This window comes from Actinoplanes sp. CA-252034, assembly GCF_050956125.1.
Lineage (GTDB): Bacteria > Actinomycetota > Actinomycetes > Mycobacteriales > Micromonosporaceae > Actinoplanes.
In genome coordinates this window covers 2,527,007-2,550,274 of the sequence record NZ_CP191846.1, presented here as the reverse complement: position 1 = coordinate 2,550,274, position 23,268 = coordinate 2,527,007, and the positions used below count along the sequence as shown (strand labels likewise).

At 71.1% G+C, this 23,268-nt stretch carries 13 protein-coding genes and 1 pseudogene; 4 read left to right on the top strand and 10 right to left on the bottom strand.

Annotated features, from left to right (window positions below; all coding sequences use genetic code 11):
• The first annotated feature begins 5 nt into the window (after positions 1-5).
• A complete protein-coding gene (locus ACQPZW_RS11370) occupies positions 6-1,325 on the top strand; it encodes a S8 family serine peptidase (protein WP_433794810.1) in 1,320 nt (439 codons plus the stop codon).
• Position 1,326: 1 nt separating this feature from the next.
• On the opposite strand, the gene ACQPZW_RS11365 is transcribed toward ACQPZW_RS11370, so the two are convergent.
• Positions 1,327-1,674: a hypothetical protein gene (locus ACQPZW_RS11365; RefSeq protein WP_433794809.1), complete on the bottom strand. Its 348-nt coding sequence runs from the start codon at positions 1,672-1,674 to the stop codon at positions 1,327-1,329.
• A gap of 236 nt (positions 1,675-1,910) precedes the next feature.
• Between ACQPZW_RS11365 and ACQPZW_RS11360 the strand changes: the two genes are divergently transcribed.
• The 3 genes from ACQPZW_RS11360 to ACQPZW_RS11350 are packed head-to-tail and all read left to right on the top strand — an operon-like array spanning position 1,911 to position 6,093.
• The gene (locus ACQPZW_RS11360; protein WP_433794808.1) at positions 1,911-4,031 is read left to right on the top strand and encodes a BTAD domain-containing putative transcriptional regulator; all 2,121 of its coding nucleotides are present in this window, start codon (positions 1,911-1,913) and stop codon (positions 4,029-4,031) included.
• Complete coding sequence (locus ACQPZW_RS11355) at positions 4,028-5,338, top strand: BTAD domain-containing putative transcriptional regulator (RefSeq protein ID WP_433794807.1); 1,311 nt, start codon at positions 4,028-4,030, stop codon at positions 5,336-5,338. Before ACQPZW_RS11360 ends, ACQPZW_RS11355 begins: the two co-directional genes overlap by 4 nt.
• Positions 5,293-6,093 carry a hypothetical protein gene (locus ACQPZW_RS11350; RefSeq protein ID WP_433794806.1) on the top strand — a complete coding sequence of 267 codons (801 nt, stop codon included), beginning with the start codon at positions 5,293-5,295 and terminating at the stop codon, positions 6,091-6,093. Before ACQPZW_RS11355 ends, ACQPZW_RS11350 begins: the two co-directional genes overlap by 46 nt.
• Positions 6,094-6,226: 133 nt before the next feature.
• On the opposite strand, the gene ACQPZW_RS11345 is transcribed toward ACQPZW_RS11350, so the two are convergent.
• From ACQPZW_RS11345 to ACQPZW_RS11305, 9 genes and pseudogenes are all read right to left on the bottom strand, one after another.
• Positions 6,227-8,650: a hypothetical protein gene (locus ACQPZW_RS11345; protein ID WP_433794805.1), complete on the bottom strand. Its 2,424-nt coding sequence runs from the start codon at positions 8,648-8,650 to the stop codon at positions 6,227-6,229.
• A 22-nt stretch (positions 8,651-8,672) separates the two neighbouring features.
• Complete coding sequence (locus ACQPZW_RS11340) at positions 8,673-9,296, bottom strand: response regulator transcription factor (RefSeq protein ID WP_433794804.1); 624 nt, start codon at positions 9,294-9,296, stop codon at positions 8,673-8,675.
• A 126-nt stretch (positions 9,297-9,422) separates the two neighbouring features.
• Positions 9,423-9,698 carry a YbaB/EbfC family nucleoid-associated protein gene (locus ACQPZW_RS11335; RefSeq protein ID WP_433797505.1) on the bottom strand — a complete coding sequence of 92 codons (276 nt, stop codon included), beginning with the start codon at positions 9,696-9,698 and terminating at the stop codon, positions 9,423-9,425.
• A gap of 71 nt (positions 9,699-9,769) precedes the next feature.
• The gene (locus ACQPZW_RS11330) at positions 9,770-13,075 is read right to left on the bottom strand and encodes a right-handed parallel beta-helix repeat-containing protein (RefSeq protein ID WP_433794803.1); all 3,306 of its coding nucleotides are present in this window, start codon (positions 13,073-13,075) and stop codon (positions 9,770-9,772) included.
• A gap of 4 nt (positions 13,076-13,079) precedes the next feature.
• Positions 13,080-16,095: pseudogene (locus ACQPZW_RS11325) on the bottom strand (hypothetical protein).
• Positions 16,096-16,104: 9 nt separating this feature from the next.
• On the bottom strand, positions 16,105-17,460 hold the full coding sequence (gene eccB, locus ACQPZW_RS11320) for a type VII secretion protein EccB (RefSeq protein WP_433794802.1): 1,356 nt from the start codon (positions 17,458-17,460) through the stop codon (positions 16,105-16,107).
• A 6-nt stretch (positions 17,461-17,466) separates the two neighbouring features.
• Entirely contained in the window at positions 17,467-18,876 is a 1,410-nt protein-coding gene (gene eccD, locus ACQPZW_RS11315) for a type VII secretion integral membrane protein EccD (RefSeq protein ID WP_433794801.1), read from the bottom strand.
• A 34-nt stretch (positions 18,877-18,910) separates the two neighbouring features.
• Positions 18,911-22,870, bottom strand: a complete 3,960-nt coding sequence (gene eccCa, locus ACQPZW_RS11310; protein WP_433794800.1) for a type VII secretion protein EccCa — start codon at positions 22,868-22,870, stop codon at positions 18,911-18,913.
• Positions 22,867-23,268 (bottom strand): hypothetical protein, encoded by a 402-nt coding sequence (locus ACQPZW_RS11305; RefSeq protein WP_433794799.1) that lies wholly within the window; start codon positions 23,266-23,268, stop codon positions 22,867-22,869. Before ACQPZW_RS11305 ends, eccCa begins: the two co-directional genes overlap by 4 nt.

Genomic DNA, 23,268 nt, shown 5'->3' with positions numbered 1-23,268 from the left:
GGGCGATGCCGGCCACGACACGGCGTCCGGTGGCGCTGGTCCTCGCCGCGGTCGTGACGACACTCGCCGGGGCCGCCCTGCCGGCCCGGGCGGAGCCCCCCGCGGACGCCGCGCGGAACCGGTACTACTACACGGTCGGCCGCGGCCCTCAGGGCACGCCGGAGAACCTGCGGGAGATCGCGGAGCGTTTCCTCGGTGACCCGCAGCGGGCCGGTGAGATCCTCGAACTGAACGCGGGCCGGGTTCAACCCGACGGCGGCCGGCTCACCAACCTCGACGATCTCTCCCCGGGCTGGCATCTCGTGCTGCCCTGGGACGCGGTCGGCGCGGAGGTTCAGCACGGCCCGCTGCCGGTCAGCGGTGCCCGTCCGTCGAAGTGCCGGTGGAACACCACCGTGCCGGGAGCCGCGTCGTGGGGTCAGTCTCTGCTCACGCCGAGCGAGGCATGGACGGTGACGGACGGCTCCGGCGTGAAGGTGGCGATCGTGGGCTCCGGCGTGGACGGTTCGGCCCCCGCGCTTGCCGGGCGGGTCTTGGGTGGCACGGACGTCGCCACCGGTACCGGCCGCGGCGACGACAGTTGCAGCGGATCCGGAACCGCCCTGGCCGGCATCGTGGCCGGCGACGACGGCGCCGAGGGACGGACGTTCGGCGTGGCGCCGGGCGCCAAGGTGATACCGGTCAAGGCCGGAGTCACGAAGCCGGCGCCGGGCCTCGCGGCGACCGCCATCGAGGTAGCGGCCTCCTCCGGTGCCGGAGTGCTGCTCGTCGGCACCGCCGTCGATGCCGCGAACCCGCGGGTGAGAGCCGCCATCAGCGAGGTGATCGCCCGCGACGTGGTGGTGGTGATCCCCGCGACAGCCGCGGCCCCGGCGGCGGACGGCCTGCTCCGGGTCGGTGCGGCAGACCGGAACGGCCGCCCGTCCGACGGCACCGCGGCGGATCTGCTGGCCCCCGGCGCCGAGGTGGCGAGCATCGGCCGCGCCGGCACCGGTCCCGAGTATGCCGCCGCGTTCGTGGCCGGCACGATCGCTCTGGTCCGCTCGGCCGACCCCGGGATGTCCGCCGCACAGGTGACCCGGCGGGTGCTCGACACGGTGGTCGACGGGGTGGTCGACCCGGTCGCTGCGGTCACCACGCCGACGGCCGCCGAACCGGTGGCTGCCGCGGCGCCGGCGCCGGCTCCCCGGACCGGTCTCGGCACGCTGGGAACCGTGCTGATCGGGGTCGCGATCGGGTTGACCATGCTCGTGACGGTGCTTCTCGTGTCATACCTGCGGCGACGGCACTCGGCCTCGCTGTCACCGCCCGGAGGGGCGGGCTGACTCAGTCGACGGCGAGTTCCCGACGGGCCAGGCGAAGTGCCGCAACATACTTCGGGAGCTCCCGGGCGGCACGCTCAATGCGCCCCGGGCACAGTTGATCGGCGAAGACGGTGTCCACCACCGCACCGGAGACCGCCGAGGGCCTCCCGTCGAGGCGCGGGGCCCGCCGCCAGAGGTCGAGCACATTCAATCGCTCGTTCAGGATGGCGATGGTCTCCTCCAGGCCCGCGATGAGGGAATCGGCCTCCTCCGAGGCGACGACCAACCGGCCCTCGTTCGCCAGGGTGAGGAAGATCTCGCCCGCGAATTCGTCGCTCAATCCGGCCCCCAAAACGTGTCGTTCCGGCATCTCGCCGGGAGGAAAACGGTTACGAGTTCATCACCCCGGACGATGAATTGTCAGCGCGACGGGACAGACAGTGCCCAGCTCTGCTAGGCACGATGCCCGTCTTCGCCGTCGGTGGCGACAATGGACGGCCGATTCCGTCGGTGTCGTCCCACCAACGGTTGCCCTCATCCATCTTTCGGATAATATTTCGGCCGAATAGTTGATTGAGCAAGCAGGGGATCTCGCGAGGACCGCGTATGACGGCAGTGCCCATCAACTTCGACATCCGTCTGCTGGACACACCCCACGTGACACTCACGGGACGGGAAGTCGCACTGGGCCCCGCTCGCCGCCAAGCCGTCTTCGCCGCCCTCGTCCTGAACTCCGGCCGGGCCGTACCCCGTGCGGAGTTGATCGCAGCGGTCTGGGGTGAGGACCCCCCGTCCAGCGCCATGGGCAACCTCTACACCTACGTCTCAGCGCTGCGCAGCGTCCTCGAACCGGGCCGCGACCGCTGGTCCTCCAACACGGTCCTCACCTCGCGGGGTGGCGCCTACCGCCTGCACGTGCAGCCCGAGGAGGTGGACGTCCACCGCTTCGAGAGGGCACGCGAGCGGAGCAGGTCGTTCCGCGCGTCCGGAGACGCCCGTGGCGAACTGGCCGCCCTCGAAGCCGCACTCGCCGAGTGGCAGGGTGGCGAGCCCTTGGCCGGGGTTCCCGGGCCGCATGCCGAGGACCAGCGCGTCCGGCTGGGTGAGCTCTACCTGGCGTCCGCCGAACGCCATGCCGAATTGATGCTCGGGTTCGGCCGGGCCGCCGAGGTCGTCGACCGTCTGCTGCCCCTCGCCGCGCGCCACCCCACGCGAGAGAGCCTGCACGCGGTGACCATGCTGGCTCTCGCCGCCGGGGACCGCGTCGACGAGGCGATCGCGCTCTACACCGACCTGCGGGACCGCCTGGCGACGGAGTCAGGCACCGAGCCCGGAGCCGCCGTCATCCGAATACACGCCCAACTGGCCGGCGACGCCGCCCGCCCGTCCCGGCCCCGCTCGCCGGTACCTCCCCGGCACCCCGGTTTTCGAGGGCGGATCGCAACGGTCTCCCGGCTCCGGCAGGCGGTCGCTGCGCTGGCCGACGGAGGCCGCGGCGGCAGCCTCTGGATCAGTGGTGAGGCGGGCATCGGCAAGTCCGCTCTGCTGGCCGAGGGTCTGCGCGATGTCGTCACCACCGAGGTGCAGGTCGGCTGGGGTGTCGGAGACGAGCCCGACCAGGGCGCGCCGCTGAGCCTACTGCCGGAGTTCCTCCCCCGGGAGACGGCGAACGATCTGCTCGCGCCCTTGTACGCCGCTCACGGCATGATGCCGCCGACCATGGCCGTGATCGACGCGGTCAAGGCGTTCGTGGTCGTCCGGTGCGCCGAGAGCCCCGTCCTGCTCGTCCTGGACGACATGCAGTGGGCCGACGACACGTCGCTGTTGGTCTGGCACGCGCTGCACGAACTCACCGACCGGCTGCCGCTCCTGCTCGTCTCGGCCTCCCGGCCGCTGCCCACCGGACACGAGATGCGCCTGCTGCGCCGCCTGCTGCCCCGCAACGGCACCACCCTGATCGACCTCGGCCCGCTGGACGACCCGACGGCGACCGAGTTGGTGCGTTGCTGGACGCTACGGGCGGACATCGAGCCGGGAGCGGTCCGCTCGATGGTCGCTGCCGCCGGCGGCAACCCTTTCTACCTGCGCCACCTGGTCATCACCGAACGGCAGAGGCTCAGCGCCAACACGCCGACACCCGAACTGATCGAGGCCGTCCACCGGCATCTGCGGCCGCTGACCGACGACACCCGACAACTGCTGCACGCGGTCGCCTTCCTGGGCAACAACCACCGGATAGCCGACCTGGCGGCAGTGACCGGAAAGCCACTTCCCGCTCTGGTGCCGTTCGTGGAGCAGGCGATGATCGCCGGGGTGCTGGTCGAGGACGGCGACCGTGTGCGGTTCCGTCACCCGGTGGTCCGCCAGGTACTGCGCGGTGCGATCCCGACCGCTCTCCGGGTCACCATGCACCGGCAATTCGCCCAGCGGATCGCCGAGGCCGGTGGCGATCTCCATCGCGTCGCAGGTCAGCTCCTGGCCGGGCCGGTACCGATCGACGCGTGGGTGGAACAGTGGCTGACGGCCAACGTCGAGCAGTTGAGCGTCACGGTACCGGCCTCCGCGATCGCCGTACTGCGGCACGCCGTCTCCTCCCCCAGCCTGTCCCCGCCCTCCCGTGAGCTGCTCGCCGCACGGCTGAGGCGGTCCCTGCTCCGGGCCGGCCTGCTCGATGTGGCCGGCCCCGGACGGCCGGCGGCCCCGGACGAGTACTCCATCGTCCGATGACCGGGCTCTGCGTCAACGTTCTCGGACCGGTACGCGCCTGGCGCAGTGGCCGGGAGATCGACCTGGGCACGGCTCGCCGGCGCGCGCTGTTCGCGGTACTGGCGGCCAACGCGAACCGGGTGGTCAGCCGCAACGAGCTGATCGTGGCCCTGTGGGGGGACTTCCCGCCGACGACCGCGGTGGGCAACGTCTACACGTACGTCTCCGGGCTGCGGCGAAGCCTGGAACCGCACCGCGAACCCGGCCGCAACGACGGACCGTTGGTCTCCGGGGCGGCCGGCTACACCCTGCGGCTCGCCCCGGACGCCCTGGACGCCGACCGGTTCCACCGCCTCCACGAATCGGCCACGGCGGCGGCCGCCGCGGGTCGGACCGACGAGGCGGTGGCCGGCCTAGACGAGGCGCTCGCGCTCTGGCAGGGCGATGCCTACGCGAACCTGACCGGCCGTTTCGTCGAGTTGGACCGCTACCGGCTGGAGAAGTCGCGGATCGCCGTGGCGGAGCAGCGGGCCCGGCTGATCCTGGCGGGCGGCGGTGACGACGGCCTGATCGCCGACCTCACCACCCTGGTCCGGCGGCATCCTCTGCACGAGCCGTTCCATGAGCTCCTGATGTCCGCACTGCATCAGGCGGGACGTGTCACCGAGGCGCTCGAGGCGTTCCGGACGGCCCGGCGAACTCTCGTCCACGAGCTCGGCGTCGAACCGGGCCTGTCGATCCGCGCGTTGCAGCGGCGGATTCTGGCCGGGTCCGATGAGCCACCCACGACGCCGCATGAGCCACCCACGACTCCGCATGAGCCACCCACGACGCCGCATGAGCCACCCACGACGCCGCCGACCGCGCGGCACGCGCCACCGTTCGCGCCGACCGCCATCCGGACGCCGGTTCCTCCCCTGGTCGGCAGGGACACCGAGGTAGAGCTGCTGCTCCACCTGGCCGGCCGGGTGGCCGGCGGCCACGGAGCGGCCCTCTGGATCGAGGGCGAACCGGGGATCGGCAAATCCGAGCTGATGGGCGTCGTCCTGAACGAGGCCGAGCGGCTCGGGTGCCGGGTCGCCCGGGGTTTCGCCGACGAGCTCAGCAGGCGGGTCCCGCTGCGGGCGGTCATGCGCGCGCTGGGCCTGGAGACCACCGCCGCCGACACGCCACGTGCAGCGCTGGCCTTCTCTCTGACCGCCGACCCCCGGGCGTCGAGCGGATCGTCGGATACGTCCGTGACCTGTGCGCCGACGGACCGCTGGCATTGGCCGTCGACGGCATGCAGTGGATCGACGAGATCGGCATGCTGGTCTGGGAGCGACTGATCGAGCTGACCCGCTCGCTGCCGCTCCTCCTGGTCTCCGCGACCCGGCCCGAATCGAACGGCCGCGAGTCGGCCCGCCTTCGCGACCTGGTGGTGGCTCACGACGGACACGTCATGGTTCTCGGGCCACTGGACCGCAGCGACACCGAGCGGATAGTCGGTGCCGTGGCGGGCGCGGAACCCGGCCCCACCCTTCGATCGCTGACCGAGCTGACCGGCGGCAACCCGCTGTACGCCCGCGAGCTGGCCCATGGCCTGATGCAGCAGCAGGCCGTCCGGGTGGTGGACGGGTTCGCCGAGGTGGACGAGCATGCGTCGGAGGTTCCGCGGTTACTGCTCGACACCGTGCGGGAGACCCTCGCCCATCTCCACCCGGACCGGTGGGAGACGCTGCGCCACGCCGCCCTGCTCGGCACCGAGTTCACCGTCGCGGACGTGGCGGCGTTCACCGGGCGCGCCGCGCCGACCGTCGAGACAGATCTACGGGAGACGAACGTCGTCGTGGACAGCGGAGGCACGCTGACGTTCCGGCCCCGGTGCTGCGGCAGGCCCTGGTCGAGTGCGTCCCGGCCGCACTGCGACCGACCCTGCACCGGCACGCCGCGCAGGTGCTGGCAGCCAACGGCGGCACCGCCGCCCGCGTCGCCGAACACCTGGTCCTGGGTACGCCCGAGGTCGACGCCTGGGTGGTGGGCTGGGTCGCCGCACACGGTGCCGAGCTGGTACGGGAGTCGCCCGACCCGGCCGGGGACCTGATCGGCCGGGTACTGGCCGATGGCCGCTGCACCACGTCGCAACGGGAGTCGCTGGAGTCGGCCCTGTCCGAGCTCGCGTCCGGCCGGGCCGGTGCACGGCGGCCGTCACCACCCTCCGGAGCGACCTGACCGGTTCAGATCATCCCGGGGACGCCGACGAACCGGCTGGCGACTGTCACCGGCATCGGCGGACCGGCGCCGACGTCACGCTCGACACTCCGGCGCAGAGCAGCGTGCGCCAGGTCGTCGAGCGGAACTCTCCGGCCGAACCCGGCCTCGCCGCGGACCAGTTCACGAAGCATCAGCAACCCGCGTGCGCCGTCGGTGGGCCGGCGCAACTCGAGCACCTTGAACGATGCTCCCGGCAGGAAGATGACCCGTCCCGGCAGGCCCGCGTCACCCTCCGGCTCCAGCAGCCGGGTACGCCGCGCCGTGGTGGACCAGAGCATGACCTCGACGTTCCCCGGCAGGCCGGCGGGCCGTTCGATGAGCGCGTTGGTGAACCCCCAGTCGGTCAGCGTCTCGCGGCGGGCGAGATGCCGCATCTCGTCCGGGGTCAGATCGGCTGCCGCGTAGGTGACGCCGCGATGCGAAGGCAGCCGGCTCAGACCGGTGGCCACACACCGGGCGAAGGAGACGTGTACGCCCGGTTCGGCCAGGCGCAGCATCTTGTCGACGCTGTCGCCCCAGACGGAGAGGTAGAGCCGGACGGCGACCGCGTGCTCCATAGCCTCGGGGCCACTCTGCAGGATGGCGTGTTCGGCGAGGATCCGGGAAATGCCACCGGAGGCGGCCTCGAACTCCCGGCTGAAGGCACGGCGCAGCCAGGCCCGTTCCGCTGCCGGGTCGAGGTCGGGACGGTAGCCGCGTACCTCGTCGCCCGGAGTCTGCTGGAAGTAGCCGGATTCGCCGGCCTCGGCGGATTCCCGGACGACAGCCGGCAAGGGAACGTCCGACGGCGGCGCGGCACTCGACGCCGGAACAGCCGTCGGGGCAGCAGCCGTCGGGATCTCGAGGGTGCGGGCGGCCCATGACGGGGCGGGCTTCTGCGGGTCCGCGGGATGATCCGGACGCCGCAGCGGCAGCGCCATGGTCGGGCCGGCGGCCCACGACGGCCGGGCCGGCAACGGCGTGGGCGGCGTGGTGGACGACGGGCCCACCGCGGCTTCCGCCGGGACCGGCGCCGTGGGTCCGGCCACGGCCGTGGGCCCGGCCACCGTGAGACCGGGCGGGGCGACGGCGGGCTCCGGCACGAGCCGTTCCGGCGCAGACGCCGGAACCGGGCGGTCCGGGAAATCGTGCGGGGCGGTCACCACTCCATGCGCCTGGCCGGGGGTACGCGGGCCGGCCTGGACTGCCGCCGAGGACAGCGCAGTGGTCGCCCGGTCACGGGTGGCCTGGTCGAGCCGGCCGGCCAGGTCGCCGGCGAGTTCGCGGTAGCGGTCCACGAGGCCCGGCGCGGCATCGTCCACGACGATACGCATGCTGTCCGGATCCGCCGGGAGGGCGCGAACCCGGTCGGCGTACCGGGGTGGCCTCTCACCCCGTATCCAGAGGCCGGAGGGGATCACCTCGACGACCGCGTCGTCGGTGTACCGGTAGGCGAGCGAGCCGAGCGGCTCACCCAGCAGTTCCGGGGCGCGGTGCTCGAGGATGCGCGGGGTCTTCGGCGCGGCCCCCGGGCTGTCGCGGGGCTGATAGACCAGTTCCCGGGCGAAGACCTGCCACCCGGGCCGGCCGTCGGAGCCCACCGTGAAAAGGGACGGCTCCGACGGCTTGCCTGCGGGTACTCCGCCGAAGAGAACCACCGGGCTCTCCAGCAGGTCGGCCAGGGCCTGGCCGACCGTCTCGCCCGAGCGCAGGGCGACCGGGCCGTAGTGAACGAAACGAGCGTGGCTGCGGCCCTGGGGCGCCAGGGCGCGCCAGAACCGGGCGATGTCGTCGAGGCTCAGCGGGGCGGTGCCCGGGCATCCCAGGACGACCGACATCGCATGCGGCTGGCAGGGCATCGTCGCCATGAGACGGTGCCAGTGCTCGGCTATCGCCGCCTCGTCCCGGCTCTCGCGCAGCCATACACCGCCGGGAAGCGGTTCCGCCGCTGCGGTGGAACTGATCGACAGGTAGTCGACGGCCGCGCCGTCCCAGGCCGGCACCGGATAGCGCTTGGACTGCCAGACCGGCGTCCTGCCCTGTCGGTAGCAGACCCAGCCGCCCAGGTCCGCCGCGTGCACGAACAGCAGACCCGACGCTCCCGGGATCAGCCGGCCGAACGGAGCGATCACCGGACGGCCCAGCCGGTCGGACAGCCACTGACCGGCGAGTGCCCCGGTCTCCGGGTGCGCGCCGCAGACCATCAATCGGATACCCCGGCCCCGGCGGTGCAGCGCGGCCGCCACCGAGTCCCAGATGTCGAACGGCAGTTCGTGGTGCAGGTCGAGGATGACGATGTCGTTGTCGGGATCGCCCTGCACCGACAGTGCCATCGACCGGGCCTCCGCGCTGATCTGCTCGCGGGCGTGCAGCACCAGCGCGCTACCGACGGTATGCCGCGCGATCACGGCTGAACCCGGCACGAACGCCTCAGATCACGCCGGAACGCACGGCGTAAGCCACCGCGTGCGAGCGGTTCCGGAGTTTCAGCCGGTGGTTGAGGCCGTAGATGACGTTCTTCACCGTCCGCTCGGAATAGCACAGCTCGTCGGCGATCTCGTTGGTGTCGAGGCCGTCGGCCATCAGGCGGAGCACGTCGATCTCACGGGAGGTGAGGCCGGAGGCGTTCAACCCGTTGGGGGTGAGCACGTCACGTTGCAGACGCTCGACGTGCTTGAGCAACTCGCCGACCAGGTTCGGAGGCAGGACCCCGCCACCCGAGGCTGCGGCGAGGACGCTGTGCAGCAGACGCTCGGCGGTGACCACGGCACGCGGGAGGATGGCCACCACCCGGCACTCCACCGCGATCAGCAGTTCCTGCTCGCTGATCTCGCCGGCGACCAGCACCACGGGGGCGCCGACCTCACCGGCCGCGAGCCGCAGCATGGCGATGACATCGGTGGTGAGCCGCTCGGCGGCGACGATCAGCACATCTGCCCGGGACCGCTCCTCGGCGGGCAGCACGGTGATGTCGGACCGGGTCCGAAGATGACTGACCAGCCCCGCATGGGTCAACGGGTCCGGCGCGTGCACCGCGACATCGACCTTCTCCACAGACACCTCCGTCACTCGATGTGGGCGGAAGGAGTGTCTTTAAACGTTCTTCAAAAAATCTCCACGGCACCCTCAACGGAATTGAAGGGTCCATGAAGGTTTCTACATTGCCAGCTCAGAGGCCTCTCAATGGAGGTTGATCTCGACGGGCCCCATCTTCTCCGCGGCCAGGGTCGCGGCGTTCTCCCCGGCCGCCCGCATCGCCTCCATGATTGCTCTCTGCAATGATGCGACGTCGCGCTGCTCGTAGACCCGGGGATCCACCCGGACGGCCTGGAGCCTGCCCAGACCGGTGGAGACGGCGACGACCGTCCCGTCCTGCGAGCGGCCGGTGACGACCGTCTTCTCGAGCTCCGCCTGGCCTCGGCGCATCCGCTCCTCGAGCCGCTGGGCGTTCTCCATGAACTCCTGGAAAGTGGGCGGGACGGGTGAGGAGGAGGGTTGCACGGCGGTGCCTTTCTGACGGGGGACGGTCAGCCGACCGCGGCCAGACCGACCGGCTGACCGCCCACGGCGGCAGAGGGCGGCAGGGCCAGATCGGCCAGCGCGATGGTACGAGATCCGGTGCGCCGGGCCAGAGCCAGGGAGAACTGGTGGGCGGCACGAACGGTGCGCTCGGGCAGCTGCTCGGCCAGGGCCGTCAACGCCGCCCGTACGTCCTCGGGGATCTCGTGCCCCCGACGCACCAGGTGCCGGACCACGATCGCGGCCAGTTCGTCGGTGCTGAGCTCCGGCACCGACCACTGCTGGCCGAACACCTCACCGATGGCCGGTACGGACGCACGCAGACTCGCGAGGACCGCCTCCTCGCCGATCAGCACGACCACCGGGTCACCCAGGCGGGAGCGGATCTGGTCGGCCAGCGCCTCGCCGATCTCCTGGGCCGAGCCGCTACCGTCGTCCGACCAGCCGATCTGCAGCACGCCACCAGCGGCGTCGTCGAGCGCGGCGGCCACCAGGCTGCGCGCTTGACCGGGCCACTGCGGAGCCAGTTCCACACCGGTGCTCACCCGTACCAACTGACCGACCGGCACGAGACCGAGCTCGGACAGACCGGCCGCGTAAAGGCGGCCGTACTCTCCGCGACCGCTACCGGGGCGCCCGCTGATCAGCACGTTGCCGGTCTTACCGGGGCCACGACGGCGGTTGCGTCCCTCGCAGAGCTGCAGCAGGGTCTGCCCGGCCGCCTCCTTCACCGCACGGCCGCCGACCAGCTCACAGACTCGCTTCCAGCTGCGGGCGGCGTTGATGGCTCCGGTCGGATCGGTCGCCGCGTCCGGCTGGGCGGTCCGCTCGACCGGCAGGTCCTCCAGCTGCGCCAGCTCGGGCTCGACGTCGGCCGCGGTGAGCCTGTTGAGTTCGTTGTCCCTGGTCGGGGGCATCATCGCCAGACGGGACGCCTGGTTGTTGATCAGCGCCTCGAACAGCTTGCGGGCGACACGGCCGTTACCGAAGGTGGAGTTCTTCGGGACTCTGGTGAAGTACTCGGTCAGGGCGTCGGTCGCGTCGTCGGTCAGCTCGTAGTAGTGCTTGCTGACCAGGTTCGAGGTGATCGTGACCAGTTCCTCCACCGAGTAGTTCGGGAACTCGACGGTGCGCGTGAACCGGGAGGCCATGCCGGGGTTGGAGGCGAGGAACTGTTCCATCAGCTCGGAGTACCCGGCGACGATCACCACGAGCTCGTCGCGGTGGTCCTCCATCATCTTCATCAGGGCGTCGATGGCCTCCTGGCCGAAGTCCGGCCCGGAACCTCCGGAACCCGCCGACAGGGTGTAGGCCTCGTCGATGAAGAGCACGCCGCCGATCGCCTTGGTGACCAGCTCGGTGGTCTTGATCGCGGTCGACCCGATGTACTGGCCCACCAGATCGGCCCGGGCCGCCTCGATCATGTGTCCCTTGGAGAGGATGCCAAGCTCCTTGAGTACCGAGCCGTAGAGCCGGGCGACGGTGGTCTTGCCCGTTCCGGGCGGGCCGGCGAAGACCAGGTGCCGGCTCATCGGCGGCATCGGCAGGCCCATCTGGAGCCGGACCTGCGACATCTTGATCAGGTTGATGAGCGCGGTGACCTCCTGCTTCACCCCGCGCAGGCCGATCAGGCTGTTCAGCTCACGCAACGGCTCGCTGAGCTCGTCCTTGCCGCTCGTCGCGCTGTCACCGGACTGATCGGGAAGCGGGGCGGGAACCGGATCGGACGACACCTGCGAGACACCGGCGGGCGCGGCCGGTTGTGGACGTCGCCCGACGGTCAGCGCGTCGGTGGTCACCTTGGCGCCGGGAGCCCGTCGGACGTCGTCGTTGCCGCTGTCGCGCACCACGCACCGGGTCAGCGACACGGGCTCGGTGGTGTCCACGTTCACCCCCACCGCGGCGCTGTCGAGGACCTCGCAGTCGACGAAGGAACCCGACGAGCCGGCTTCCAGGCTGATCCCGTCGGCTCCGGCGGTACGCACGCGGGTCTGGGTGGCGGTCACCGAGCCCTTGATCCGCAGACCGTCCCGCGCCGCGTCGACCACCTCGCTGTCGCGCACCTGCACGGCGCCCTCGACGACGAGGCCGGTACCGCGCAGAACGCACGACTCCAGGGTCAGATCGGCGCCCGGGCCCACCTGTACGCCGGCGGCGCCCGTACCGGTGAGCCGGCTTTCGCGGACCGTTCCCCGCGCCGGACCGCTCAGGGCCAGGCCCACCGCGCCACCGGAGTCCACCACCAGGTCGGCGCCCTCGAACGAGGCGCTCTCCTGCACCAGTAGACCGGCGCCCTTGGCCACCACGGCCCGGAGCCGGTGCATCGTGACGGCCGAGTCACCGCCGATCACCGCGACGTTGTCGCCGGTTCCGCGAACGGTCAGGCCGATGAACCGGGGTGTGGCGTTACTGCCGGTGCTGATCCCGATCGGGACGTCGCTGACGGTGCAGTCGGTGAAGGTCGGCTTCGCATCGCTGAGCACCTGCACCGCGGTGTGCTTGGCGCCCTTGAAGACGCAGTTCCTGAAGGCTGGCGAGCCACCCTCGGTGAGGTGCACCGACTGTACGGCCGCCCCGGTGAAGGTGGAGTCACTGATCTGCACGTCGGCCTCGCCGCGCACGAACACGTCGACGTTGCCGCTCTCGGTGACGGTCAAGGCACGCACCCGGGCCCAGGCCCGCTGCTCGATCACCAATGCGGGCTTGCCGGAGCCGGTGATCTCGCACTGTTCGACCGTGAGCCGCGAGTCGCCGCCCGCGCAGACGCTGTTGGCCTGGGCGGTGGTGACACGGCAGCGGCGCAGCGTCAGGGCGCTCTTCTCGCCGACCACCACACCGGTGGTCGCGACATCGTGGATGACGGTGTCCTCGATCGTGCTGGAACCGACCGACATCACCACGACCCCGGCGCCGACCGAGTTGGTGATGTCACAGCCGCGCAGGGCGACGGAACCCTGCATGCGCGCCAGCAGGGTGACCCACGAGGCACCGCGGACCCGGCAGTCGTCCAGGGCGACCTCACCGGCGTACACGTCGACAGCGGCCAGCTTCGGATCGTCGCTGCTCAGCGCGACACCGCGCAGTTGGGCGCCCTCACCGTGCACGACGAGAACGCTGCCCTCCTCGACGTGCACCTCGACGGTGCCGGGGTCGGCCGCGCTGATCGTCACCCGGTTGCCGACGACCAGCTTCTCGACATACCTGCCCGGGTGGACGCTGATGGTCGCGCCCGGCTCCGCCCGGGACAGCGCCGCACCGATCGTCGGGTAGGAACCCGGCTTCCGGTCACCGACCACGAGAACCTGCCGACTCATGGCGTCATCCCTTCCGCTCCGATCCGGGCTGCGTGTTCCGTTCCAGTCCGGGCAGTGTCCGATTACGCCCACCGGCCTTGACGCCGGTCCGCCGGCGCGGCTCGGCGGTGGCCCACCGGTCGACGCTGCGCCGCAGTGAGGTCACCGCCAGCTCGTCGAGCGAGACCCGGTTGGCGTCGACCTTGCCGTTGTCGTCGATCTCGTTGGTGCCGATCTCCCGGATCAGGACCGCGCCACGCTCCCCCACGGAGGGCCGGCGCAGTTCCAGGATCTTGAAGTTGGTGCCCGGCAGAAACAGCACCCGGTCCTCGACCGCCTCGTCCCCCTCCGGCTCCAGCACGGTGGTACGCCGAGCCGTCATCGACCAGATCAGCACGTCGGTGTCACCGTCCTGGCTGGAGCACGGCTGGGTCAGGGCGTTGACGAAACCCCAGTCGGTGACGAGCTTGCGCTGCTGGTAGAGGTCCCATTCGTCCGCGGTCGGCGTGATTCGGTAGATCGTCGTCCCACGGAACGACGACATCCGGGACAGCCCGGAGACCACACAGCGGGCGAACGGCACGTGTGGGCCGTTGCGCCCGGACCGCAGACCGGCATCGACACCCGGGCCACGGGCGGTGAGGTAGAGCCGCAGCGCCACCGAATCGGTGAGCACGTCCTCGGTGGACAGACCGGAGCCCTGCATGCCGGGGTGCTCGGACATGGTCCGGGAGACCGAGCTGGCCATCACGTCGAACTCGCGGCTGAGAGTACGGCGCAGCCAGGCTCGTTCGTCGCCCAGTCCCTTCTCCCGGAGCAGCGCGCTCGCACCGGCGGCCGGCACCGGCTGCCACTGGACGCCGGACCGCGGCGGGGCCGGCGTCGCCTCGGGTGCGCGGTCGGCCACCACCGGCTCCGGGGCCGCGGGGACGGCGATAACCGGTTTCGTGGCGGGAGCCGGTGGGGCGGGAGCCGGTGGGGCGGGCGGCGCCGCGACGACGGTGGGCTCGACGACGGGTGCCATCGGCAGCGACGTGTCCGTGCCGAGGGAGCCGCCGAAGCCCGCCGGCATGGTCGGGGGCTCGGGCATGGTCGGGGGCTCGGGCATCGTCGACGGCTCGGGCGCGGTCGGTGGCTCCGGCACGGCGGAGGGGCCGGGCTCGGCGAACCCGGCCGGCATCGCCGGCGGTTCGGGAGCCCGCGGAGCGACCGGTTCCGGTGTGGCGTGCACGACCGCCGGTGACGGGCCCGGGTTTTCCGGTGCGACGGGAGCCACCACGACCGGCTCAGCGATCGGAGCCGGAGCCGAAGACCGGGCCGATGGTACGGGCTCCGCCGCCGACGACGGGACCGGCACGGCGGCCGGGGGCACAACGGGTCTCGCGACAAACCCCGGGACCGACGTGATGGCCGGTCCGGCAGCTGGAGCGAGGGCCGGTTCCACCAGGATCCGGGGCGCCGCCGGGGCCGAGACGACCGGCGCGGGTGGCATGGGCGCCGGGGCCACCGCCGGCACGGGTGGCACGGGCGCCGGTGCCCCGCCGGTTCCGCCCGCACCTGCTGCCGGGCGCCGGGCAGCTGGATCTGCTCCTCCTCGCCCGGCGCGTCGACCGCCAGCCGCGACGGCAGGGACACCTCGGCGATGACCATGTTCTCCGCCGCCCCCGGGGCGGGCGGGGCCACCTCCACGTACACCGGGATGGGTGCCACCGAGGAGACCTTGCGAGTCTCCTCCTCCAGGTCGATGACCGCCTGCGCCCGGCTGGCCGGCTTCGCGCCCGGCACCAGCACGGAGGCCGGCATCAGCGCGCTGCCGCTGCCCTCCATGCCGCTGACCCGGGCGGCCAGGTCGACCGCGAGCTCGCGCATCCGGCCGGTGGCGGAGTGGATGGTGTCGTCGAAGACGAGGACACCGCCCTCGGCGTCGAGCATCGCGGCGCGAACCTGCTCGGCGTTCTTCGGCTCCTCCGCCGACCGTACCCAGAGGCCGGTCTGCACGACCTCGACCACGGCCCCGGGGCGAACCAGTAGACACGCGGCGAGATCTCCTCGGCCGTCGGCAGCGGCGGGCGGTGGGTCAGCACGGTGGGGCGGCGGGCCCGGGAGTTCGGATGCGCGCGGGGTGTGTAGACCAGTTCGAGAGAGAACGGCGCCCAGCCGAGCGTGCCGTCGGGCAGCACCGTACGGATCTCGTGTTTCTGCGGGCTGCCGATCGGCATGCCGGTGTAGCAGACCACACTGGTGTTCAGCAGGTCGGCCAGTGCCTGCCCGAAGGCCTCGCCCTCGGGCATGCGCACATCGCCGAACTGCGCGAACCGCACTCGCTGCCGGTTCTCCTCGTCCAGGCCGCGCCAGAAGCGCACCACGTCGTCGAGGGAGAGCGCCGGGGTCCCGGGGCAGCCCAGCAGCACCGTCATGGTGTCCGGGTTGCACGGCACGTACGCGGTCAGCCGCTGCCGGTGCTGCTCGACCACCTCCGGGTTGCGGGTGCTGTGGATCCACACGCCGGCCGGGATCGGTTCGATCTCACCGGTCGCGCTGGAGGCCCGCGTCTCGATCGAGGCCCTATCCCACAACGGGGTGGGGTATCGCTTGGCATCCCAGGTCGGCGGCCGGCCGGGCCGGAACCGCACCCAGCCGCTACCCGGCACGGAGTGCACGAACAGCGCACCGGCCGAGCCGCGTACCAGTTCACCGTCGGGGGCGATCACCGTACGGTTCAGACGCTCGGAGAGCCACTGCCCGGCCATGGCGGCGGAGTTGTGGTGCCGGCCGCAGGCCACCAGCCGGATGCCACGACGACGGCGAGGCAGCACCACCGCCACCGACTCCCACGCGGTGATCGGCATGCCGTCGCCGAGGTCGAGTACGACGACGTCGTTCTCGGCATCCTCGATCATCGACAGTGCCAGCGACTGCGCCTCGGAGCTGATCGCGTCCGCGGAGTGGACCACCAGGGCGTTGCCGACGGTGTGCTGCACGATGCCGCCGTCGGGCCGGTCCTTGCCACCACCGAGCAGGTCACGAAACCGGGATGCCATGAGATCGACTCACCTTACTTCTGCGGCCGCGATGGCCCTCACGCTCAGCGTCGGGCCCGTGGGCAGCAACGCGAGCAGGTTCTTCGGGAAGGGGACGGTCGCGACCTTGTCGAGCTTCAGCGCCGCTGCGGAATCCGGGTCACCGATCGGGTAGGCCTTTCCGTCGTCCGCGATGTAGGTGGGCAGGGGTTTGCTGTAGCCGGCCTGGTACGGCGCGGGGATGACCGCCATGCCCGAGCCGGGGGCGGTGAGCACCGACGTCCGCCCGGACGGGTCCACGCCGGACCGGGCCGGCGGCACGAACACCGCGCCGCTGGTGAACTGCTGCTCGCCCACCGGCGCCTGCCGCAGGCAGAGCACCTCTGGTCCCGGCTCCCGCGGAGTCAGGCCGGTCAGGTCGGGCAGCCGGGTGAGCAGCGAGCGGTCGTCGGACTTGCGGGCCGAGACCAGGTCGGCCGCGTCCAGCTCGACCGGTTTCCGGTCGCTGGTCGCGGTCGCGAACAGGAACTCGGTCCGGCTGATCGCCGCCAGGCCGTCGCGCCGCAGGACGAACAGCTGCTCCACACCGGCGTCCGGCTGCTGCCGGAACAGCGTGCCGACCGGATGACTCGCCGGCCCCACCGTCCCGGGCTCACCGGCGCCGGGAATCTTGGCGGGGGCCAGCGCGGGGCCGTCCGGCAGGAAATCCAGCCAGGCCTGCGGGGCCCGCACCTCCCGCGCCGTGCTGGCGCCGAGCGCGACGAGCACCGCCGGATCGCTCACCCGGTATTTCCGGTCGGCGGTCACCAGGTAGGTGGCCGCCTGGGGTCCCCGGACCACGACGAAGCCGTCGGCCGGCACCGGGGTGCCGGTGATCCGAGGGTCCAGGTTCAGGCCGAGCCGGTCACCGGGGGAGTCCGACACCGAACCGGGCAGGCAGGTCAGCCAGGGGCCGGTGACCATCGAGTCGGTCGCGATGGACTGCGGTGCGCCCTCGATCCCGATCGACGGGCCGCGCGGCACATCCTTGAGCGATTCCTTGGAGATCAGCTTCACGGTGCCGGACGGCCCCTGGATCAGCATGGCCGAGGTGAGATTCGGTGTCGGCCGCAGCATGCCGTTCAGGAACACGAAACGTGTGCCGCTCTCCTTCTCCACCAGGATCATCCCGGGCTGGGTGTACGCCTTGCTGCCACCGGGGACGATCCAGCCGTAGACGGCGAACCCGGCCACCACCAGGACGCTGATCAGTACGCCGAAGGACAGTCCGGTGAGGGCGCGCCGGCCCGGGATCTCCGCGGTCGACGGGTCACCCTGCACGAGGGCGGAACTCAACCGGCCCATCATGAACTGATGGGCGTGTACGTGGTCGCGCTGAGTCTGCACCGGCGCCTACCCGAACAGTCCTCGGGCCCAGGCGTAGAGCCCGAGCACCTGCGCGAGCACCGGGAGCACGGCCAGGCCGGTCGCGACGTCCAGACCGGTGGCCGTGTACTCCCAGAACGGCAGCATGCGCCGCGGCCACGGCCGTAGCGCCGCCGTCACCAGCGGGATCAGCAGCGCGGCGAGACCGCCGAGCAGCACGTAGCGGCCGGCCGGGCCGAACATGTCGGAGAATTCGAGGACCACCATGAGGTAGCCGACGGTACCGGCCACCACGAGCGCGATCCGCTGCCAGAGGCCGAAGAAGGTACGCGAGCGCAGCAGGATTGCACTTGAGGTCACCAGCACCAGAGTCCAGCCGGACCAGCCCGGAACCGCCATGGTGAAGTACATCAGGAACGGCAGCACCGACGCGGACGAGACCATGCAGACGGTCAGGTAGGTGTCCGCGTCGTTGGCCCGCGTCCGTACCAGGTCGGAATCCTCCGGTTCGATGTCGTACGACATGTCGGCGCCGGTCTTGGGCAACTGCGGCCCGCGCAGCCGGGAGAACTTCACCGCCATCCGCGGGGCGAGCACGATCAGCGTCAGGATCACGGCGACGGCCGTGGCCGAGACCGACGGAACGGTCATCTCGGCGATGCCCCGGGTCAGCAGGACGAGGACCGCCATCACCGCCGTCACGCCGCCGATCAGCAGCGGCGGGAACGGCATGACGGGTGCGAAGGTGCGCTGCGCGACCAGCAGGAACGCGAACACCGCGGTGACGGCGACCGCAGCCGACAGCAGGGCCGGGCCGTTCAGCGAGACACCGTCCGGGTTGCCGTCGGAGGCGCTGGACGCACCGACCGCGGCGAAGAACGCCGCACCGCAACCGAACAGCAGCGGGAACGCGCCGTCGCTCTGCCGCAGCGCGCTGACCAGCGCGGCGACGAGCAGGCCGACAGCGAGCACGCCGCCACCGATCACCTGCGGCAGCACCGGGCCCCGGTCGACCAGGACGGCCGCGAGCGCTCCCATCGCCACCATGGACAGCACCAGGAACAGCACCCGGCGGTATTCCGGCTGCCATCGGTCCCCACGCCGGTTGACCATCGTGGCGACGCCCTCGGCGAGGTCGTCGAAGGCGAGTTCCGGTAGCGGGTCCTGGGTGGGGCGCAGGTGCAGTTCCTCGCCCTCCAGCCAGTCCAGGCTCTCCGGCGTGCCGGACAGCTCGAACGGCGTCTGCCCGAGGCGTTGCAGCACCCACGACTCGTCGGCGACGTCACCGTCCGGGACCCGGCCGAGATCGGTGGTGTGCCGCACCAGCATCGGCATCAGGTTGCCGACCGGCATCCGCATCGGCACGGCCAGATCGACCTTGCGTTCCGGCCCGATCACGGTGATGCGGCACAGTTGCTCGTTCAACGCTGTACTCACCAGCGAGCCTTTCTCATGGGACCGTGTCCGGCTCTCACGGGGCCGTGTCCGATACGAAACCGGTCTGCATCAGGCGCACACCGCGGCGGGTGACCAGCTGCGCCCGGCCCGGCGGCAACTGCCGGGGTTTCGCCTCACCGAGGAACTTGCCCTCCTCCTTGGGGTAGGAGAAGAGCATCGCGGGGGTGCCGAGTTCCCACATCCGCCGGATCACCGGGTCCATCATCGCCCGCATCGCGCCGGAGGTGCTCCGCGCGATGATCAGGTGCAGGCCGATGTACATGCCCTGGGCCAGCAGCGGGAGCACCGGGTCGAGCGCCGAGCCCATGCCGGTGCCCTTCGACATCAGGTCGTAGTCGTCGACGATGACGAAGAGCTCCGGGCCCTCCCACCAGTCCCGTTTACGCATCCGCTCGGAGGAGATGTCCGCGCCGGGCATCCGCTTGTTCATCGAGACCGAGGTCTGGCCGGCCAGCTCGTACATCTTGTCGCCGGTGAAGGCGAAGCCCACCTGATAGGCGGCGTCGATCGCGGTGTCCAGGTCCCGGCGGGAGTCGCCGAGCACCACCTTGGCCTGATCCGGTTGGTAGCGCTGCTGGATGGCCCGCAGCACGAGGCGGAGCATGTTGGTCTTGCCGGTCTCACTGTCCCCGAAGACCAGCATGTGCGGGGTGGCCATGAAGTCGTGCCAGACCGGGGCGAGCCGCTGCTCGTCCAGGCCGACGACCATTTTGAACTCCGGCTCCGGCGCCGGCAAACGGTCGGCCATCAGGTGAGCGGGCAACATCCGTACCGGCGGCGCCGCCGGGCCGGGCCAGAAGGTGCCGATCTCCTCGACCACCGACTTGGTCGCCTCGGCCAGGTCGGTGACCTCGGAGCTGCCGTCCATCCGCGGCAGCGCGGAGAGGAAGTGCAGAGCGCCGTCGGTCAGGCCGCGGCCGACCTGGTTGGGCACGGTCTGGGCCTTGCGGTTGCCGTGTTCGGACTCCATCGAGTCACCGAGCCGCAACTCCAGCTTGGTGCCGAGCAGGTCCCGCATCCAGGTGCGCATCTCCGACCAGCGGGTGGCGGTGACGATGACGTGCACACCGAACGACAGGCCGCGCGAGGCGAGCTCCTGGAACTTCTGCTCCAGGTCCTGGAAGTCCTGCTTCATCGTGTACCAGCCGTCGATGACCAGGAAGACGTGGCCGAAGTTGTCCTCGATCACGCCCTCGGCCACCCGGGCCAGGTAGGTGGCCATCGAATCGAGCCCGTGGGCGGCGAACTCCGCCTCACGCCTCTCCATGACCTGAAGGACCTCTTCGACGGTACGGACCACGCGATCGCGTTCCATCCGCGTCGCAACCGACCCGACGTGCGGCAGACCGGAGATCGACGAGAGACCACCACCGCCGAAGTCCAGCCCGTAGAACTGGACCTCCCGCGGGGTGTTGGCCAGCGACAGCGCCAGGATGAGGCTGCGCAGCAGGGTCGACTTGCCGCTCTGCGGCGCGCCCGCGATGCCGACGTGCCCGTCCGCGCCGCTCAGATCGACGACCAGCAGTTCCCTCAGTTGCTCGGCGGGCCGGTCGACGATGCCGACCGGGACCTTGAGACCACCACGGAGGTACGGGTCGTCGAGGGTCATGCCACGATCCGGATCGGGCACCACGCTCGGCAGCAGCGAGTCCAGACTGGGCGCGTTGGACAGCGGCGGCAACCAGACCTGACGGGCCGGCGGGCCGGAACCCGCGAGCCGGTCCAGCAGCACCTCGACCAGACTGGGCCCGTTGGCGTTCGCGGACGTCTCCTGCTCGGCCGGCGCCGGGCGCTCCTGGCCCGGATCGTGACGGACCGCGACCTGCCGGGTGGTGAACGGGACCACGTCGGCGGGCAGGTCGTCGGCGGTCTCCACGCTGCCGCTGTCCCGGCCGCTGCCGGTGTACGAACCGGACACGTACGCCGCCTTGAACCGCACCAGGTTGGTGGTGTCGATCTTGAGGTAGCCGTTGCCGGGCTCGGGCGGCAGCTCGTAGGCCGCACCCACGCCGATGACCGAACGCGACTCCATCGACGAGAAGGTCCGCAAGGCCAGCCGGTAGGAGAGGTGCCCCTCGACCCGGTTGATCCGGCCCTCGTCGAGACGCTGGGAGGCGAGCAGCAGGTGTACGCCGAGCGACCGGCCCAGGCGTCCGATGGAGACGAACAGGTCCATGAACTCGGCCTTGCTGGAGAGCAGCTCACTGAACTCGTCGACGATGATCAGCAGCACCGGGAAGGGCACCAGTTGAGCGCCGCTGCCACGGGCCTTCTCGTAGTCGAACAGTGATGCGTACCCGCTGGCCCGCAGCATCTCCTGGCGCCGGGTCATCTCACCGTTGAGCGCGTCCTGCATGCGGTCGACCAGCGGCAGCTCATCGGCGAGGTTGGTGATGACCGCCGAGGTGTGCGGCAGCTTCTCCATGCCGATGAAGGTGGCGCCGCCCTTGAAGTCGACCAGCACCAGGTTGAGGATCTCCGAGCTGTGCGTCGCGGCCAGACCGCAGACGAGCGTACGGAGCAGCTCCGACTTGCCGGAGCCGGTGGCACCGATCAGCAGGCCGTGCGGTCCCATGCCGCCCTGCGCCGACTCCTTGAGGTCGAGTTCGATGACCTCGCGCTCCTCGGTGACACCGATCGGCACCGTCAGGCGGTTGCGCTGCGACGTCCGGGTACGCCAGAGCGCCTGGACGTCGAAGGTCTTCGCGTCGCGGATCCCGAGCAGAGTGGTCAGCTCGAAGCTCGTCTCCAGCGGTTCGTCGGAGACCTCCAGGGTGCCGCTGGTCCGTTTCGGCGCGATGATCCGGGCCAGGGTCTCGCACTGGACGTCGTCCAGGCTGTCCCGCTGCGCCGAACCGGTGGTGGCGCCGGCCGGGAACTCGACCACGTCGTCCTTGACGGTGAGCCGCAGCACCTTGGGGCCGCCGGGCATCGCACCGGTGAGGTCGAGAAGCACCACGTTACGGATGCCGGCGCCGAGCAGCCGGGAGCTGTCCGGCAGGTCGACCAGGTGGGCGATGATCACGACGAGCGGCTCGGTGGCCGTCGGCCGTACGTTCTTGTCGTGGTCGCCGCGGTCGGTGACATCGGTTCCGAGCATGTCCATCAGCGCGTCGTGGGTGCCGGCGAACATCCGCACCGGCCCGGCCGCGTCGAACGCCGTCGGGTGCGCGTTGTGCGGCAACCACTTGATCCACTCCCAGGGGCCACGGTGGACCTCGGCGGCCAGCACCGCGATCCGCAGCTCGTCGGGGGCGTGGAAGGTCGCCAGCTGGGCCACCATGGCGCGGGCCAGATCGATGGCCGGGTCGATCGCGCCCTCGAACTCGATGCTGGTGAAACTGGTCAAGCCGACCGAGGTGGGAATGCCGGAGACCGTCTGGTACGCCTCGGAGAAGCGCCGCAGCGAGATCGAGGACAGCGGCTCCAGGTCCTCGATCGGCTTGGTAGACGGCGGGTTGAACTTCAGCATCGCCTTCTGCCGGCCCAGGCCGATCCGGACCCGGCCGAAGTCGTCGTGGCTGGGCCTGCGCTCCCAGAGCCGGCTGCCCATGGCGATCGACCAGAGCCAGCTGGGCTGTGGGTTGTTCCACAGCACGAACCGGCGCTGCTGATCGGCCGCCTCCCGGGCCTGCTTGCGCAGCTGTCCGATGTAGCGGAGAAAGTCCCGGCGCTCGCCACGCATCTTGCGCTTGCGCTCGGCAGCCGCCCGGCCGATCTGCATGACGCCCATGAGCAGCATGCCACCGGCCATGGCACCACCCATGACGTACATCACCGGGGTCCGGTTGTAGAGGCCGAACATGGCGAGCATCGCGCCCATGCCGAGGCCCATCGGCACAACCATCGCGAACGAGCGGAAGTCGAGAGGGGCCTCCTCCGCCATCAGCGGCGGCTCCTGCAACTCGACAGAGCCCTCCGGCGCCTCGGGACCGGCCGCGCGGGGCGGACGCTTGACCGTGACGGTGCTCATCCGAGCATCCCCGAGTCGTCGCCGCTACCGCCCCAGGCGGTGTTCTCCTGGCGCAGCAGCTTCACCGAGTAGCGGTCGTTGCGGTACCGCTCGGCCACCTTGACGTCGTCGTCCTCCTCGGCCGCCCGCTTCTCCTCCTTCTTCCGGGCCTCTTCCTCCTCCGTGCGGAGACGCTCCTGCTCGGCCCAGTACGCCCTCGCCCGCTCGGACTGCTCCTCCTCGGCCTTCGCCAGCGACGTCATGAACTCGGCGTCGCTGACCCCCTCCTCGCCACAGACGCGCATCCTGTCCCGGTCGGCGCTGAAGAAATCGGGCACGCCACCGGCCGCCGGCGCGGGCGCCTTCGGCGGAGCGACCCTCCGCCACACGGCCCGTGGGGGTTGCGGGGTCTCGGACAT

Coding starts and splice junctions, on each gene's coding strand:
- ACQPZW_RS11370 (WP_433794810.1), top strand. CDS start 6: ATGCCGGCCACGACACGGCGTCCGGTGGCGCTGGTCCTCGCCGCGGTC.
- ACQPZW_RS11365 (WP_433794809.1), bottom strand. CDS start 1,674: ATGCCGGAACGACACGTTTTGGGGGCCGGATTGAGCGACGAATTCGCG.
- ACQPZW_RS11360 (WP_433794808.1), top strand. CDS start 1,911: ATGACGGCAGTGCCCATCAACTTCGACATCCGTCTGCTGGACACACCC.
- ACQPZW_RS11355 (WP_433794807.1), top strand. CDS start 4,028: ATGACCGGGCTCTGCGTCAACGTTCTCGGACCGGTACGCGCCTGGCGC.
- ACQPZW_RS11350 (WP_433794806.1), top strand. CDS start 5,293: ATGCAGTGGATCGACGAGATCGGCATGCTGGTCTGGGAGCGACTGATC.
- ACQPZW_RS11335 (WP_433797505.1), bottom strand. CDS start 9,698: ATGGAGAACGCCCAGCGGCTCGAGGAGCGGATGCGCCGAGGCCAGGCG.
- ACQPZW_RS11330 (WP_433794803.1), bottom strand. CDS start 13,075: ATGAGTCGGCAGGTTCTCGTGGTCGGTGACCGGAAGCCGGGTTCCTAC.
- eccCa (WP_433794800.1), bottom strand. CDS start 22,870: ATGAGCACCGTCACGGTCAAGCGTCCGCCCCGCGCGGCCGGTCCCGAG.
- ACQPZW_RS11305 (WP_433794799.1), bottom strand. CDS start 23,268: ATGTCCGAGACCCCGCAACCCCCACGGGCCGTGTGGCGGAGGGTCGCT.